Annotated in this window: 14 protein-coding genes; 8 read left to right on the top strand and 6 right to left on the bottom strand. The window is 68.4% G+C overall.

What is annotated here, in order from left to right; genetic code table 11:
* Positions 1–223: 223 nt before the first annotated feature.
* Genes sucB through K6T84_RS12395 form a run of 5 tightly spaced genes read left to right on the top strand, consistent with a single transcriptional unit; the run spans position 224 to position 5335 of the window.
* Positions 224–1957, top strand: a complete 1734-nt coding sequence (gene sucB / locus K6T84_RS12415) for a 2-oxoglutarate dehydrogenase, E2 component, dihydrolipoamide succinyltransferase (protein ID WP_225401826.1) — start codon at positions 224–226, stop codon at positions 1955–1957.
* A gap of 8 nt (positions 1958–1965) precedes the next feature.
* Positions 1966–2868 (top strand): TIGR01777 family oxidoreductase, encoded by a 903-nt coding sequence (locus tag K6T84_RS12410; RefSeq protein WP_225399405.1) that lies wholly within the window; start codon positions 1966–1968, stop codon positions 2866–2868.
* Between the two features lie 25 nt (positions 2869–2893).
* The gene (lipB, locus tag K6T84_RS12405; protein WP_224865383.1) at positions 2894–3589 is read left to right on the top strand and encodes a lipoyl(octanoyl) transferase LipB; all 696 of its coding nucleotides are present in this window, start codon (positions 2894–2896) and stop codon (positions 3587–3589) included.
* Positions 3586–4551 (top strand): lipoyl synthase, encoded by a 966-nt coding sequence (locus K6T84_RS12400; protein ID WP_225401825.1) that lies wholly within the window; start codon positions 3586–3588, stop codon positions 4549–4551. The genes lipB and K6T84_RS12400 overlap by 4 nt, the downstream gene beginning before the upstream one ends.
* A 31-nt stretch (positions 4552–4582) precedes the next feature.
* Entirely contained in the window at positions 4583–5335 is a 753-nt protein-coding gene (locus tag K6T84_RS12395; RefSeq protein ID WP_224865381.1) for a DUF4191 domain-containing protein, read from the top strand.
* Between the two features lie 13 nt (positions 5336–5348).
* On the opposite strand, the gene K6T84_RS12390 is transcribed toward K6T84_RS12395, so the two are convergent.
* The gene (locus tag K6T84_RS12390) at positions 5349–5819 is read right to left on the bottom strand and encodes an RDD family protein (protein WP_224865380.1); all 471 of its coding nucleotides are present in this window, start codon (positions 5817–5819) and stop codon (positions 5349–5351) included.
* 123 nt (positions 5820–5942) lie between these two features.
* On the opposite strand from K6T84_RS12390, the gene glnA (K6T84_RS12385) reads away from it, so the two are divergent.
* The 3 genes from glnA (K6T84_RS12385) (at position 5943) to K6T84_RS12375 (ending at position 9464) form a co-directional block, all read left to right on the top strand.
* Positions 5943–7379, top strand: a complete 1437-nt coding sequence (glnA, locus tag K6T84_RS12385) for a type I glutamate--ammonia ligase (protein WP_224865379.1) — start codon at positions 5943–5945, stop codon at positions 7377–7379.
* Between the two features lie 118 nt (positions 7380–7497).
* Entirely contained in the window at positions 7498–8877 is a 1380-nt protein-coding gene (locus tag K6T84_RS12380; RefSeq protein WP_224865378.1) for an HNH endonuclease signature motif containing protein, read from the top strand.
* 74 nt (positions 8878–8951) lie between these two features.
* A complete protein-coding gene (locus K6T84_RS12375; RefSeq protein ID WP_225401824.1) occupies positions 8952–9464 on the top strand; it encodes an MTB12 C-terminal domain-containing protein in 513 nt (170 codons plus the stop codon).
* Between the two features lie 22 nt (positions 9465–9486).
* On the opposite strand, the gene K6T84_RS12370 is transcribed toward K6T84_RS12375, so the two are convergent.
* The 5 genes from K6T84_RS12370 to K6T84_RS12350 form a co-directional block, all read right to left on the bottom strand.
* Positions 9487–10056 carry a hypothetical protein gene (locus K6T84_RS12370; RefSeq protein ID WP_224865376.1) on the bottom strand — a complete coding sequence of 190 codons (570 nt, stop codon included), beginning with the start codon at positions 10054–10056 and terminating at the stop codon, positions 9487–9489.
* A 128-nt stretch (positions 10057–10184) separates the two neighbouring features.
* A complete protein-coding gene (locus tag K6T84_RS12365; protein WP_225401823.1) occupies positions 10185–10886 on the bottom strand; it encodes a PaaI family thioesterase in 702 nt (233 codons plus the stop codon).
* A 15-nt stretch (positions 10887–10901) separates the two neighbouring features.
* Positions 10902–13895, bottom strand: a complete 2994-nt coding sequence (locus K6T84_RS12360) for a bifunctional [glutamine synthetase] adenylyltransferase/[glutamine synthetase]-adenylyl-L-tyrosine phosphorylase (protein ID WP_224865375.1) — start codon at positions 13893–13895, stop codon at positions 10902–10904.
* Positions 13896–13908: 13 nt separating this feature from the next.
* On the bottom strand, positions 13909–15249 hold the full coding sequence (glnA, locus tag K6T84_RS12355) for a type I glutamate--ammonia ligase (protein WP_224865374.1): 1341 nt from the start codon (positions 15247–15249) through the stop codon (positions 13909–13911).
* A 20-nt stretch (positions 15250–15269) separates the two neighbouring features.
* On the bottom strand, positions 15270–16811 hold the full coding sequence (locus K6T84_RS12350) for an alpha/beta hydrolase (protein ID WP_225401822.1): 1542 nt from the start codon (positions 16809–16811) through the stop codon (positions 15270–15272).
* Between the last annotated feature and the right edge of the window lie 61 nt (positions 16812–16872).

Below are 16872 nucleotides of genomic sequence, written 5' to 3'. Positions count from 1 at the left end.
CGACACCGGTGTCGCTGTTTGTGGCTTGCCCCGCCGTCATGACGTCCGCATCGCTCGCGGGTACTAGTGTGGCTGTCGCGGCTGAATCCCATCTCCATCAGGTGTCAATGGTGTCGACGATCCGTCGGCATGCGGCATCGGGACTGCGTCGCTGTGGTAAGCCAGAAGCGCGCCTGCTACACCGGGCCAAGCAGCCCGCCGACCTATCGAGGAGTCAACTGCGATGGCGTTCTCAGTTCAGATGCCGGCACTCGGTGAGAGCGTGACCGAGGGAACCGTGACCCGCTGGCTCAAAAAGGAGGGCGACACGGTCGAGGTCGACGAGCCGCTGCTGGAGGTGTCCACCGACAAGGTCGACACCGAGATCCCGGCGCCGGTGTCGGGTGTGCTGACCAAGATCGTCGCCCAGGAGGACGACACCGTCGAGGTCGGCGGCGAACTGGCGCTGATCGGCGAGGCAGGCGAGAGCACTGCGGCTCCCGCGGCTCCGGCCGCCGCTCCCGCTCCCGCGGCTCCCGCGGCTCCGGCCGCCGCTCCCGCTCCCGCTCCCGCGCCGACGCCGCCGCCGGCACCTGCGCCGGCCGCCGCTGCGGCGCCGGCCGGTGACGGCACGCCGGTGCTGATGCCCGAACTAGGCGAGTCGGTGACCGAGGGCACCGTGACACGGTGGCTCAAGCAGGTCGGCGATGCGGTGGCGGTCGACGAGCCGTTGGTGGAGGTCTCCACGGATAAGGTCGACACCGAGATCCCGTCCCCGGTGGCGGGCACGCTGCTGTCGATCACCGCCGGCGAGGACGCCACGGTCGCAGTCGGCGGCGAGCTGGCCAGGATCGGATCGGGGTCGGCGGCGGCACCGGCGGCTGCTCCGGCTCCCACGCCCGAACCCGCGGCATCACCGCCGCCCGCTGCGGCCCCCGCGCCCCCGGCACCGGCAGCGCCGCCCGCTCCCCCTGCTGCTCCCGCCGCGCCCCCGGCTCCTCCGGCTCCGGCACCTGCTCCGGCGGCTCCTGCTCCAGCAGGAGACACCACGCCGTATGTGACTCCGCTGGTCCGCAAGCTCGCGGCCGACAACGGCGTCGACCTGAGCCAGGTCAGCGGAACCGGCGTCGGCGGACGGATTCGCAAGCAGGACGTGCTGGCAGCCGCCGAACAGCGCAAGGCTCCCGCAGCTGCGGCCGCACCGGCCGCGCAACCGACGGCAGCGCCGTCGGCGCCGGTTTCGGCCCTGGCCCACCTGCGCGGCACCACCGCCAAGGCCAACCGGATCCGGCAGCTCACCGCCCGCAAGACCCGCGAGTCGCTGCAGGCCACCGCCCAGCTCACCCAGACCCACGAGGTCGACATGACCCGCATCGTGGCGCTGCGGGCCCGGGCGAAGGCCGACTTCGCCGAGCGCGAGGGCGTCAACCTGACCTACCTGCCGTTCATCGCCCGCGCGGTGATCGACGCACTCAAGGCGCATCCGAACGTCAACGCCAGCTACAACGAGGACGCCGGCGAAATCACCTACTACGACGCCGAGCACCTGGGCTTTGCGGTGGACACCGAACAGGGACTGCTGTCCCCGGTGATCCACAACGCCGGTGATCTGTCGCTGGCGGGTCTGGCCCGTGCCATCGCCGACATCGCCGCACGGGCGCGGTCGGGCGGTCTGCGACCGGACGAATTGGCCGGCGGCACCTTCACGATCACCAATATCGGCAGCCAGGGCGCGTTGTTCGACACCCCGATCCTGGTCCCGCCGCAGGCCGCCATGCTCGGCACCGGAGCCATCGTCAAGCGCCCGCGGGTGGTCATCGACGAGGCCGGCAACGAGTCCGTCGGCGTGCGGTCGATCTCCTACCTCCCGTTGACCTACGACCACCGGCTGATCGACGGCGCCGACGCCGGACGGTTCGTCACCACCATCAAGAACCGGCTTGAGGAAGGCGAATTCGAAGCCGAACTCGGGCTGTAGGGGGGCGCGTGGCCAAGGTCGCAATCGCCGGGTCGTCGGGGCTGATCGGCTCCGCCCTGGTGTCGGCCCTGCGTGCCGCCGACCATCGGGTGCTGCGCATCGTGCGGCGCGCACCGGCCAACGACGCCGAAGTGCGCTGGGACCCCGAGGCCGGCCTCATCGACGTCGACGCCTTGGACGGTGTGGACGCCGTGGTCAACATGTGCGGGATCGGTGTCGGCGATCGCCGTTGGTCCGGTGCGTTCAAACAGAACCTGCGCGACAGCCGGATCACCCCGACCGAGGTACTGTCAGCCGCGGTGTCCGTCGCCGGAGTGCCCGTCCTGGTCAATGCCAGCGGGGTCGGCTATTACGGTGACAGTCGGGACCAGACCGTCGACGAATCCTCCTCCGCGGGAACGGGTTTCCTGGCCCAGCTCTCCCGGGACTGGGAAGCGGCCACCGAGTCGGCCAGGCAATCCGGGGTGCGGGTGGTGCTGGCCCGCACCGGTATCGTGCTGGCGCCCTCCGGCGGCGCCCTGGGCCGGTTGCGGCCGCTGTTCTCGCTGGGCCTCGGCGCACGACTCGGCAACGGCCGGCAGTACATGTCGTGGATCAGTCTCGAGGACGAGGTGCGCGCGCTGTTGTTCGCCATCGCGAACGACACACTGTCCGGCCCGGTGAACCTGACCGGCCCGGCGCCGGTGACCAACGCCGAGTTCACCGCCGCGCTGGGTCGTGCGCTGCGTCGCCCGACCCCGATGCTGCTGCCCGAATTCTTGGTGCGCGCTGGGCTCGGCGAGTTCGCCGACAGCCTGCTGACCGGTCAGCGAGCCATTCCCGCAGCGCTGGAAGAGGCCGGCTTTCAATTCCGGCACAACACCATCGGCGAGGCTCTGCAATACGCCACCGCCCACCCGACCCCGCTGTAGCGTCCGGGCCGAGTAGCCTGCGACCATGACGTCCATCCGGTCCCTTGCCACACCGGTCGACGTGCGACAGCTGGACACCGTCGATTACGGCACCGCCTGGCAGCTGCAACGCGATCTTGCCGACGCCCGGGCGGCCGGCGGTCCAGACACTCTGCTGCTGCTGGAGCATCCGCCGGTCTACACCGCCGGACGGCGCACCGAACCGCAGGAACGCCCGCTTGACGGGACCCCGGTGGTCGACACCGACCGGGGCGGCAAGATCACCTGGCACGGCCCCGGACAGCTGGTTGGCTATCCGATCATCGGGCTGGCCGAACCACTGGATGTGGTCAACTACGTACGGCGCCTTGAAGAGTCGCTCATCGAGGTGTGTAACGGATTGGGCCTCAACGCTATTCGCGTCGACGGTAGGTCCGGCGTATGGCTGCCCGCCGGCGACGGCCGGCCCGAGCGCAAGATCGCGGCGATCGGTGTGCGGGTGGCCCGCGCAACCACCCTGCACGGATTCGCACTCAACTGTGATTGTGACCTCAATGCGTTCGGCTCGATCGTGCCGTGCGGCATCAGCGACGCCGGTGTCACGTCACTGTCGGCCGAGTTAGGCAGCCTGACCAGCGTCGATGACGTTCGGCTCGCGGTGGCGGACGCTGTCGTCGCCGCGCTCGACGGCCTGCTGCCGGTGCGTGACCATTCCGGGCCACGCGTAACATCGACCCAGTGAGCGCCGTCGGAGAAGGTCGCAGGTTAAGCCGAGCCGAAGCACGCAACGCCGAGACACCGATCGAACGCAAACCGTCATGGATCAAGACCCGCGCCCGAATGGGGCCGAACTACACCGAACTGAAGGTGTTGGTCAAACAGGAGAAGCTGCACACGGTCTGCGAGGAGGCCGGCTGCCCCAACATCTACGAGTGCTGGGAAGACCGCGAGGCCACCTTCTTGATCGGCGGCGAGGTCTGCACCCGAAACTGCTCGTTCTGCCTGATCAAGTCCGGTAAGCCCGCAGACCTCGACCGCGACGAGCCGCGCCGGGTCGCCGAGAGCGTGCAGACAATGGGGCTGCGGTATTCGACGGTGACCGGTGTGGCCCGCGACGACCTGCCCGACCAGGGCTCCTGGCTGTACGCCGAGACCGTGCGGGCCATCAAGAAGCTCAACCCGACCACCGGTGTCGAGCTGTTGATCCCCGACTTCGGAGGCCGGCCCGACCTGTTGGGCGAGGTATTCGAAACGCGACCGGAAGTACTGGCGCACAACGTCGAAACGGTCCCGCGCATCTTCCGGCTGATCCGGCCGGGGTTCAGCTACGAACGCAGCCTGAACGTGCTGACCCAGGCCCGCGCTGCCGGCCTGGTGGCCAAGAGCAATCTGATCCTGGGCATGGGCGAGACCCCCGAGGAGATCCGCGAGGCACTCTCTGCGATGTACGAGGCCGGCGCCGAACTGGTCACCATCACCCAGTACCTGCGGCCCAGCGAGCGTCATCACCCGATCGATCGCTGGGTCAAGCCCGAGGAGTTCGTCGAGCACGCCCGTTACGCCGAGCAGCTCGGGTTCGCCGGGGTGATGTCAGGACCGCTGGTGCGTTCGTCCTACCGGGCCGGCCGGCTTTACCAGCAGGCCATCGACAACCGGGCGAACCGGGCCCTGGCGAACAGGCCCGCCACCCCGGCCGACGGCTGACCCCGGAGGCCGCTGGGTATCCTTGGTAGCTATGCCCAGACAGCGCAGCACCGCCGAGAACAAGGCTGCTCGGGAGGCGGCCAAAGCCACCCGCAAGGCCGCCGGCAAAGAGCGCCGCAGGCAGCTGTGGCAAGCCTTCCAGATTCAGCGCAAAGAGGACACCCGGCTGCTGCCGTACATGATCGGCGCGTTCGTCCTGGTGGTCGGCGTGACGACTTTCCTGGGGCTGAACGCCGGGACCTTTGCCAAGGTGACCACGATTCCGCTCGGCGTGGTACTGGGCGCGCTGGTGGCGTTCGTGATCTTCGGCCGCCGCGCTCAGCGGTCGGTCTACCGCAAGGCCGAGGGGCAGGCCGGTGCCGCCGCCTGGGCTCTGGACAACCTGCGCGGCAAGTGGCGCGTCACCCCGGGGGTGGCCGCCACCGGGCAGCTCGACGCCGTGCACCGGGTGATCGGGCGACCGGGCGTCATCTTCGTCGCCGAAGGCTCGGCCTCGCGCCTCAAACCGCTGCTGGCGCAGGAGAAGAAACGCACCGCCCGGCTGGTCGGCGACGTGCCGATCTACGACGTGGTGGTGGGCAACGGCGAGGGCGAGGTCCCGCTGGCCAAGCTGGAGCGCTTCCTGACCAAACTCCCGGCCAATATCACCGCCAAGCAGATGGACTCGCTGGAATCGCGGCTTGCCGCGCTGGGCTCACGGACCGGGGCCGCGGCCATGCCCAAGGGCCCCATGCCGGCCGGCGCCAAGCTGCGCGGCGTGCAGCGCGCCGCGCGGCGTCGCTAGCCGCCGGCAGAAATCAGCGGCTGCGCACCACCGCGGTGGCCGTCGCCCGGTCCTGCAGGCCACGCCCGTCGGCGTCGGCGAACAGCGCCGGGACCACCAGCGCGATCATCAGTCCGCGCACCAGAGCGCGCACGATCCCCACGCCGGCGTCGGGACTTTCCACCGGGATCACCCGCAGCCTGCAGGCGTACTGCCCCGGGGTGAAGCCGAACAGTCGCAGCGCTGCCGCACCCAGTACCAGCCAGATGCCCAGCACCACGGTCGCGAGCAGTTCGGGTGTGACCACACCCGCCCGCACGCCCAGGCCGGTCACCCCGTAGGCCACCAGCCAGTCGACCAGCAGCGCCAGCGCGCGGCGTCCCGTCGGGGCCAGCGAACCGGGTCCGGCGGCCGGCAGGCCGAGACCGGCCCCCGGCGCTGCCTCGCCGGGGTGGGGTCCGGCCGACTCGGGCCCGGACAACCACGATGAGAACGTGCGGCTCATGGCCCATACGATAAGCGAGCGGAGAACCCGACCCGGCGTCGAGAGGCCACGCGCCGGTTGCGTAACGTCCATACCGGCAACCCCTGCATTCGACCGGGGCTACCTGCGGAGGAGAGCACTTCTGTGACCGACAAGACGGCCGACGACATTCTCAAGCTCGTCGCCGACGAGAACGTGGAGTACATCGACATCCAGTTCTGCGACTTGCCGGGCATGATGCAGCATCTGTCGATCCCGGCTTCCACGCTGAGCGCCGACGTCTTCACCGACGGGCTGGCGTTCGACGGTTCGTCGATCCGCGGCTTTCAGTCCATCCACGAGTCGGACATGATGCTGCTGCCCGACTACTCCACCGCGCAGATCGACCCGTTCCGGGCCGCCAAGACGCTGAACCTGAACTTCTTCGTGCATGACCCGTTCACCCGTGAGCCTTATTCACGCGACCCGCGCAACGTCGCCCGCAAGGCGGAGAACTACCTGGCCAGCACCGGGATCGCCGACACCGCCTACTTCGGCGCCGAGGCCGAGTTCTACATCTTCGACTCGGTGAGCTTCGACTCGCAGATGAACGGCACCTTCTACGAGGTCGACTCCGATTCGGGTTGGTGGAACACCGGCTCTCCCAACGACATCGGCGGTGGCCCCAACCGCGGCTACAAGACCCGGCCCAAGGGCGGCTACTTCCCCGTCGCGCCCAACGACCAGTACGTCGACCTTCGCGACACCATGAGCACCAACCTGACCAACGCGGGCCTGTATCTGGAGCGCGGTCATCACGAATGCGGCTCCGGCGGGCAGGCGGAGATCAACTACCGGTTCAACACCCTGTTGCACGCCGCCGACGACCTGATGCTGTTCAAGTACATCATCAAGAACACCGCGTGGCAGAACGGCAAGACCGTCACCTTCATGCCCAAGCCGCTGTTCGGCGACAACGGCTCGGGCATGCACGTGCACCTGTCGCTGTGGAAGAACGGCGACCCGCTGTTCTACGACGAGGCCGGCTACGCCGGCCTGTCCGACATGGCCCGGTACTGCATCGGCGGGATCCTGCACCACGCGCCGTCACTGCTGGCGTTCACCAACCCGACCGTCAACTCGTTCAAGCGGCTCGTCCCGCACTATGAGGCGCCGATCAACCTGGTGTACAGCCAACGTAACCGCTCAGCGTGCGTGCGTATCCCGATCACCGGCACCAACCCGAAGGCCAAGCGCCTGGAGTTCCGCTGCCCCGACTCGTCCAGCAACCCGTATCTGGCGTTCGCGGCCATGCTGATGGCCTGCATCGACGGCATCAAGAACAAGATCGAGCCGGCCGCCCCGGTCGACAAGGATCTCTACGAGTTGCCGCCCGACGAGGCCGCCGATATTCCGCAGGCTCCGGCCACCCTCGCGCAGGTGATGGACAACCTGGAAGCCGATCACGAATACCTCACCGAGGGAGGGGTTTTCACCCCCGACCTGATCGAGAACTGGATCCGCTACAAGCGCGACAACGAGATCACCCCGATCAACCTGCGGCCGCACCCGTACGAGTTCGCGCTGTACTACGACTGCTGACGCTCGGGGTCCCCGGACCCGTACGTCGTTATCCCCAGTTGGGGTTTGATCCACAATCTGGGCTGTTGCACGGGTGTCTACCGGCGGGGTTGTCGGGGTGCATTCTTAACGTCGCTGTATGGCAACAGCACTGGGTGCGGCAGCGGCGCGAGAGCAGATCTCTGCGGCCCTGGATGCCATCGACGCCGCCCACGACGTGTTGCGGGCGACCTCTTCGGATCTGGTGGGCAATGACTTCCGGGTCGACGTGGCCGAGCGGCTGGAAACCCAGGACCGCACCAACCGGGGGCTGATGTACCGGATCTTCGGCGAGTTGGCCGACCCGCCCGACGGCGTCGGCACCCTCGAATCAGTGCGCGCAGCGTTGTGGCAACGGCTGCGCATCACCCCACGCGAGATCGCCCGCCGCACCAAGCTGGCCGCCCGCATCCGGCCGCGACGCTCGTTGACCGGCGCCGAGATCCCACCGGAGTTACCGGCCTTGGCCGCCGCAGTCGAATCCGGCACTGTCGGTCACGATCACATCCGTGCGGTCTGCGATGCCGTCGACGTCCTTCCGGCTGCGGTACCGCCGGCCGAGGTCACCAAAGCCGAACAGAGCCTGGTCGACCACGCCAGCCGCGTCGACGCCGGTATGGTCACCAAGATCGGGCAGCGCATCGCCGATCACCTCAACCCCGACGGCCAGTTCAGCGATAAGGACCGCGCCCGACGCCGCGGCCTGACACTGGGCCGCCAAGGCCCCGACGGCATGTCGAAAATCTCCGGGCTGCTCGACCCGCGGGCCCGCGCGCACTTCGAAGCCGTCGCCGCCGCGGTCAGGCCCGGACACCGCCAGCCCGACGGATCCAGCGGCCGGGATGAGCGCAGTACCGCCCAACGCAACCACGACGCCTTCACCCTCGCCCTGGCCACCGCTATCGCCTCAGGGAAACTGGGTAACCATCGCGGCCATCCGGTCACGGTCGTAGTCACCACCACCCTGGCCGAAATCAACCAAGCCGCCCACGCCTTTATCGACCCGACCATCGCGATGCCGGCTCCCGCACATACCGGAGGCGGCTCGCGACTCCCCATGCGGGATCTGATCGCCATGGCCGGCAACGCGATTCACTATCTGGCCGTATTCGACGACCACACCAAGCGCCCCCTATACCTGGGCCGGCAGAAGCGCATCGCCACCGCCGACCAACGCCTGATCTGTCACGCGCGTGATCGCGGATGCACCAGGCCGAACTGCACCGTCCCCGGATACCACAGCGAAGTCCACCACGCCCACCCCTGGGCAAAAGGTGGGCGCACCAACGCCGACGAACTGTTCTTCGCCTGCGGCCCCGACCACACCGACGCCAGCGAAGGTCGCCAGGTGACGGTGCCGACCGAATCAGGCCGCCTGGGCTGGACCGACGGCACCGCCCCGCCGGAAATCAACCACGCGCATCACCCCGAAGAACTCCTCCGAGGCGACCCCGACCCACCCGACGACGGCGCCGTCTGAGCCGGCGACGGTGACGTCGGCTTGTTCACCACTGGAATCCGCGATCCCCAATTATGTCGTAGTACGATAAATCAATGCGTACGCCGACACTCGTCATCGGCACGGCACTGCTGGCCGCTACGCTGGCTTGCGCCGCTGACGCCCAGGCCGATCCCGAACCGCCACCCGCGGCACCGGTCCCCACCGCCGAGCAGGTGGCAGTGATGCTCAACCAGCTGACCGATCCGAACGTCCCCGACGCTGACAAGGCCAAGCTGATCGACGGCGGTTTATCACCCGATGAGATGGGCCGGAACGATCAGGGGTTGGCCAAACTGGTCCGACACCACGCCTTGCCGTTCACGTTCGACGTCACCGACATCCAGCCGGCGATCAACAACCTGGCCGGTGTCACCGCAACCCTCACCGGGCCGCGGGCACCGATCCCAGTGGTGCGTCCGCTGGTTCTGGTCGACCACGACGGAACCTGGCAACTCACCCACGACTCCTACGATCCGACTTTCACCGGAATGGTCGCCTATGTCATCCACCGAGTCGGCCGCCACGGTCACAGCCCCGGCAGCAACGTGGCTGTCTTCGGCTGGTGACCAGGTGTGCCGTGCCGGCCGGTCAGAAGAGGAGGCCGAGGTCCGACACGGACACGGCATCGTCGAACAGGCTGCCGATCCATACGACGGGAACGGACATCAGCGCCGCCGGGATCACCTGAAAGAAGTCGACCCCGAGTATTTGGAGTTCAGCGGCCATGATGTCCGGTATCGAGCCGGACGTGACCGCACCGTCGAACGCCTGCATGGCCGTGAGCATCGACTCGCTGGAATCCGCCCACTGCTGGTTGAGCGGCGTGAAGAACAGTTGATCGATCAGCTCCGCCATCGAGCCCGACTGCGAAAGGATGGCCGCTTCGGCCGGCGACACGTGGTTGTCCAGGATGTTCACCGCCCGGTCGAGAATGTCGGGCTGGCGATGAAGCGCCTCGACCGCGGACGCCACCTGGTCGGACAGCTCAGTGGTGTCAATCCCGGTGTAGATGTCCTTGGCATCGAGGAAGTTCGTGCTGGCCATCCCCAGCAGGTCGCTCGCATCGGCGTTCTGACCGGCGGCAGCGAGGCTGATCTGCTGATCCGAGGCACCGGCGTCGACTCCGCCCAGCCCCAGCGTCATCGCGACGGCGGCCACCCCACCGATCAGACCCGCCCCGGTCATCGAATAACCGACTCGACCAGACATCGACGCACCCCCCAATCACAAGACAGTTTTCAGAACAATATCAGATTTAATTGGGATCGGCCTCAGGAATGCATCCGTCACTCCACCGATTCGCGAGCCCAAGCCGGGATGATGAACACCCCTTCGGCCTCCACCGTGACCCCGGCGGAGTCCGCGATATGGCCGCGGGCATACGTCTTGATGGCCTCTCGGCGATACACCCAGGCTTCGGCCCGCAGTGGCCCCAGTGGGGTGCCACGCAGGTACTTCACCGTGATGGTGCCGGTGAACAGCGGTTTGGTCAGGCCTTCACTGGCGGCCTCGCCGAGCAGATGGTCGAGGATCAACGCACTCACGCCGCCGTGGACCAGCGACGGCGGGCCCTCGTAGGCGGCGCCCAGGTGAAAGTCGCTCCAGCAGTGGCCGTTCTCGCCGTGTTCATGCGGCGGTCCCAGCGTCGCCTCTCCTCCGTCGAGGCTCGCTGAACCGCCGTGCTCGATCACCAGTGGCGGGGCGATCGGGTTGCGCAGGCCGATCACCGCGTTGCCCCATGCCAGCGGCCGGCCGTCGACGACATAGCGCATTCCGGGTGCGTCGCTGAGGATTCCGTCGCGCAGCCGCTCGGTCACCTGGCGCACCTGCGTGGTGGCCTCGCGCATCGTGGCGTCGTCGGCCTGGGTCCGGATGGTGGCATCGATGAGCTCACGTACCGCCTCCGCCAGCGGGCCGTAGCGCGCCAACAGGTGCTCGCTCTCGTCGGCGCCGATCGTCGGCACGCCTGACTGCGCTCCGAAATCCACCACAGATGTACTCCCTCAATCTCCGAATACCTTGCGCACCACAGACTTCGCGCGCCGCGTCACCCGCAGGTAGTTGTCCAGGAACTCACCGCCGTCACCACCGGGCCAGCCGGCGGCCACCGCAACCGCATTGAGCGCACGCCCCGGGCCCGGCAACTGATCGGTGGGCTTGCCGCGCACCAGCACCAGCGCGTTACGGGCCCGAGTGGCCGTCAGCCACGCCTGCCGCAGCCGATCCACATCGCCTTCGTCGAGCAACTCCGCGGCGGCTATGGCGTCCAGGGTCTCCAGCGTCGAGGTGTTGTGCAACGCCGGTACACGATGGGCATGGCGCAACTGCAGCAACTGCACCGTCCACTCGACGTCGGCCAGCCCGCCGCGGCCCAGTTTGGTGTGGGTGTTGGGATCGGCGCCCCGCGGCAGCCGCTCGGCGTCGACCCGGGCCTTGACCCGGCGGATCTCGCGCACCGCATCGGCGGACACCCCGCCGTCGGGATACCGGGTGTCATCGACCATCAACAGGAATCGGCGACCCAGATCCGCATCGCCGGCGACCCAGTCGGCGCGCAGCAACGCCTGGACCTCCCAGGGTTGCGCCCACTGCGCGTAGTAGGCCGCATAGGAGGCCAGGGTGCGCACCGGCGGCCCGTTGCGGCCCTCGGGTCGCAGGTTGATGTCGACCTGCAGCGGCGGGTCGACGCTGGCGGTGGCCAGCAGCGCCCGGACCTGCTCGGCGATCAGGGTCGCCCAGCGCACCGCGTCGGCGTCGCCCACGCCCTCGACAGGTTCACAGACGAACATCACGTCGGCATCCGAGCCGTAGCCGAGCTCGCGACCGCCGAGGCGGCCCATCGCGATGACCGCGATCCGGGCCGGGGCCTGCTGCTCGTCGGGCAAGTTGACCCGGATGATCGCGTCCAAGGAGGCCTGTAGCACCGCCACCCATACCGCGGTCAGCGCGCGGCAGATGTCGGTCACGTCGAGCATGCCGAGCAGGTCCGCCGAGGCGACCCGAGCCAGCTCGTAGCGGCGCAGGCTGCGGGCGACGGCGATGGCGCGCACCGGGTCGGGGTAGCGGGCCACCGAGGCGAGCAGTGCCCGCGCCACCGCGTCCGGGCTGGTCTCGAGCAGCTTGGGCCCGGCCGGACCGTCACCGTAGGCCTGCAGGACATCCGGGGCCCGCATCAACAGTTCCGGGACGTACGCCGAGGTGCCCAGCACCCGCATCAGTCGTTTGGCGACGGCACTGCTGTCACGCAAGGTGCTCAGATACCAGCGCTGCGCGGCCAGTGCCTCGCTGAGCCGCCGGTAGGCCAGCAGCCCGGCATCGGGGTTGGGGGTGTCCGACAGCCAGTACAGCAGCTTGGGCAGCAGCACCGTCTGCACCCGCCCGCGCCGGCCACTCTGATTGGTCAGCGCTGCCAGATGCGACAGCGCGTTCTCCGGCGCCTCGTAGCCCAGGGCGGCCAGCTGCCGGCCGGCCGCGCCGGGCGTCAATCCGCCGGCCAGCTCGAGCGCCGCCGGGCCGACCGACTCCAGAAGAGGCTGATAGAACAGCTTGGCGTGCAGCCGTGAGACCCGACCGTTCTGCGCCTTGAGCTCCTCGCGCAGCACACCCAGCGCGTCGTGCCGGGCGTCGGGACGAATGTGGGCGGCACGGGCCAGCCAGCGCAATGCCTCGTCGTCGTCGGGCGGCGGCAGCATGTGGGTGCGTTTGAGCCGCTGCAGCTGCAATCGGTGTTCCAGCAGCCGCAGGAACTCATACGACGCGGTCAGGTCGGCGGAGTCCTCGCGGCCGATGTACCCGCCGGCCCCCAGCGCAGCCAGCGCATCGACGGTGGACGCCACGTGCAACGACTGGTCTGCGCGGCCGTGCACCAGCTGCAGCAGCTGCACGGCGAACTCCACATCGCGTAGGCCCCCCGCGCCCAGCTTGATCTCGCGGGTTCGGATCTCGGCCGGTACCAGTTGTGCGACCCGGCGACGCATGGCCTGTACGTCGACGACGAAATCCTCACGCTCGCAGGCCGTCCACACCATCGGCAGCAGCGCGTCGGCGTAGGCCCGGCCCAACTCGGGGTCACCGGCCGCGGGACGCGCCTTGAGCAGGGCCTGGAACTCCCAGGTCTTAGCCCACCGCTGGTAATAGGCCAGGTGCGACTCAAGGGTTCGCACCAGCGCACCGTTGCGGCCTTCGGGCCGCAGCCCGGCATCCACCTCGAAGAATGCCTCGCCGGCCACCGCCATCAGCTCTCCGGCCACCCGCACGCTGAGCGCGTCGACCTCTTCTGCCACGAAGATGACATCAACGTCGCTGACGTAATTCAGTTCCCGCGCACCGCATTTACCCATGGCGATCACCGCCAGCCGCGGGGCGGGCTCGCCGGCACACACCAGTATCTCGGCCACCTGCAGCGCGGCGGCCAGTGCGGCGTCAGCTAGGTCGGACAGGTGTTCCCCGACGGCGGTGAACGGCAGCCCCGGCAGGCTCTCGACGACGGTGGATGACAGGTCCGTCGCCGCCAGCACCATCAACCGGTCCCGGTAGAGCGCCCGCAGCCGCTCGACGTAGGCACCGTCGGTGGTCTGGGTAACGCAGTCGCAGAACAGCTTTCGCAGCTCTTCGGCGGTCGGTAGGGTGATCAGCCCGTCGTCGGCGTCGGTACTGGCCAGCAGCTTCCAGGACTGCGGGTGGGTGATCAAGTGATCGCCCAGCGCCAGTGAGGATCCGAGCACCCCGAACAGCCGCCCCCGCAGTCCGCGGTCGGCCATCAGCGCCGCGCTCAGCTCCTCCCAGTCGATGCCCGGCGCCTCGGCCAGCCGAACCAGCGTGCGCAGGGCGGCGTCGGCGTCGGGGGCGCGCGACAGCGCCCACAACACCTCGACGTTCGCCTGGGTGTAGGAGCTGTACCAACCCAATTGGGTCAGGTCCGCGGTGGCGTACCGGTCGACCAGACCGAGCCGCCCAACGCTGGGCAGCTTGCGGCGCTGCGCTGCGGGGTAGGCCACGAGGCGTCCGGGACTAGAGCGCCAGGTAGTTCTGCAGCTCGTAGGGGGTGACGTGGCTGCGGTAGTTGGCCCATTCCTGGCGCTTGTTACGCAAGAAGAAGTCGAAGACCTGCTCCCCCAGCGCTTCTGCGACCAACTCGGAGTTCTCCATCTCGCTCAGCGCGCGCTCCAGGGTGCCGGGCAGCTCCTTGTAGCCCATCGCCCGGCGCTCCTCGGGCGTCAGCGCCCACACGTTGTCCTCGGCCTCCGGGCCCAGTTCGTAGCCCTTCTCCACCCCGCGCAGGCCGGCGGCCAGCAGCACGGCGAATGTCAAGTACGGGTTGCACGCCGAGTCCGGACTGCGCACCTCGACACGACGCGACGACGTCTTGTGCGGGCTGTACATCGGCACCCGCACCAGCGCGGAGCGGTTCGACGCGCCCCATGATGCCGCGGTCGGAGCCTCCCCGCCGTGGATCAGGCGCTTGTAGGAGTTCACCCACTGGTTGGTGACCGCGCTGATCTCGTTGGCGTGCTCCAGGATCCCGGCGATGAACGACTTGGCGGTGCCGGACAGCTGCAGCGGGTCGTCAGGGCTGTGGAAGGCGTTGACCTCGCCCTCGAACAGGCTCATGTGGGTGTGCATGGCCGAGCCCGCGTGCTCACGGAACGGCTTGGGCATGAACGACGCCCGCACACCCTCCTTGAGGGCGATCTCCTTGATCAGGTAGCGGAAGGTCATCACGTTGTCGGCCATCGACAGCGCGTCGGCGTAGCGCAGGTCGATCTCCTGCTGACCGGGCGCGTTCTCGTGGTGGCTGTACTCCACCGAGATGCCCATCGACTCCAGGGCGTCGATCGCGTGGCGGCGGAAGTTGGCGGCCGAACCGTGGATCGACTGGTCGAAGTAGCCGGCGTCGTCAGCCGGGACCGGAGTCGACCCGTCGAAGGGGCCGGGTTCGAGCAGGAAGAACTCGATCTCGGGATGCACATAGCAGGAGAAGCCCAGTTCGCCGGCCTTGGCCAGCTGCCGGCGCAGCACATGCCGCGACGACGCCCAGGCCGGCGATCCGTCCGGCATGGTGATGTCGCAGAACATCCGCGCCGAGTACTGCCGGCCGGCATCGGAGGTCCACGGCAGCAGCTGGAACGTGGACGGATCCGGATGAGCGACCATGTCGGACTCGAAGACCCGGGCGAAGCCCTCGATCGCCGAGCCGTCGAAGCCGACACCTTCCTCGAAGGCACCCTCGAGCTCAGCCGGGGCGATCGCCACCGACTTCAGGTAACCCAGCACATCGGTGAACCAGAGCCGGACGAAACGAATGTCGCGTTCCTCCAGCGTGCGGAGCACAAACTCCTTCTGACGGTCCATACCGCGAAGCGTAGCAGCGCTCAGCACTTCGCACCGGCAGGCGGCAGGCTCCCTTCGACCAGGTAGCGGGTGGCGAAGCCGTCCACGCATTCGTTGCCCTGAAACACCACCGTGTGTTGGGTTCCGTTGAACGTCAACAGGCTGCCGTGCAGCTGCTTGGCCAGGTCCACTCCGGCCTGATACGGGGTAGCCGGATCGCGGGTGGTCGACACCACCATCGTCGGCGGCAGGTCGGGTACCGAGATGGCGTGCGGCTTGGTGGTCGGCGGCACCGGCCAGAACGCACAGGTGCCCAGCGGTGCGTCGCCGGTGAACTTGCCGTAGCTCATGAATGGCGCGACCTCCCGCGACCGCCGGTCCTCGTCGATCACCTTCTCGCGGTCGGTGATCGGCGGCTGGTCGACACAGTTGACCGCCACCCGGGCGTCGGTGGCGTTGGTGTAGTGGCCGCCTGCGTCACGGCGCATGTACAGGTCGGCCAGCCCGAGCATGATGTCGCCGCGGCCGTCGACCAGATCCGACAGCCCGTCGTTGAGGTGCGTCCAGAACGTCGGCGAGTACAGCGCCATGATGGTGCCGACGATAGCGTCGCTGTAGCTCAGCCCGCGCGGGTCCTTGGTCTTGGCGGGCTTGTCCACCAACGGGTCGACCAGGCTGTGGTAGACATCGACGGCCTTGGCCGGGTCGGTGCCCAACGGGCAGTCCTCGTCCTTGGCGCAGTCCTTGGCGAAGTCGTCGAACGCCCCCTGGAACGCCTCCGCCTGGCGCAGGTCTTCTTCGATCGGGTCGGCGTTGGGGTCCACGGCGCCGTCGAGGATCATCGCGCGGATGTTCTGCGGGAACGCCTCGGCGTACGCCGCACCGATCCGGGTGCCGTAGGAGTAGCCCAGGTAGGTCAACTTGTCGTCACCGAGCCCGGCCCGGATCGCGTCGAGGTCGCGGGCGACGTTGACAGTGCCGATGTTGGCCAGGAACTCCTTGCCGGACTTCTCCAGGCAGCGCGCGACGTAGTCCTTGGTCTCGTTCTCGATGCGCTCGACGCCCTCGGGGCTGTAGTCGACCTGATTAAGGGCCCGCAGCCGGTCATTCTCCTTGTCGTCGTTACACCAGACCGCCGGCCGCGACGACGCCACCCCGCGCGGGTCGAAGCCCACCAGGTCGAAATGCTCCCGGACCGGGCGCGGCAGCGAGGTGACCAGGCTGACGGCGGTTTCGATGCCCGACTCCCCCGGGCCGCCGGGATTGATCACCAGCGAACCGATCTTGTCCTTGGTGGCCGGGAACCGGATCATGGCCAACCGGGCGACCGGACCCTTGAGGTTGTTGTAGTCCACCGGGACACCGAGGAACCCGCACTGGGCATCGCCTGGCACCTTGATGTTGGTGTCGGCGGTGAACCTGCACTTCTCCCACTGGACCGGCTGGCCGAGCTGAACCGTGGCCGGCACCGCGTGCCCCGGGGTCACCCGGGTGCAGCTGCCGACCGTCACGGCCACCATCGCGATCGCGAGGCTGGTGAAGATGGTGCGCACGGTGTCGTGGCGACGGGGGGGCCTGTGCATGACACCACATGGTGCCATGCACAGGCACCGACGACCGGACAGCGGGGCGCTCAGCAGTTCG

It is taken from the genome of Mycobacterium zoologicum, assembly GCF_020181635.2.
Lineage (GTDB): Bacteria > Actinomycetota > Actinomycetes > Mycobacteriales > Mycobacteriaceae > Mycobacterium > Mycobacterium zoologicum.
This window is presented reverse-complemented; position numbering and strand designations above follow the sequence as displayed.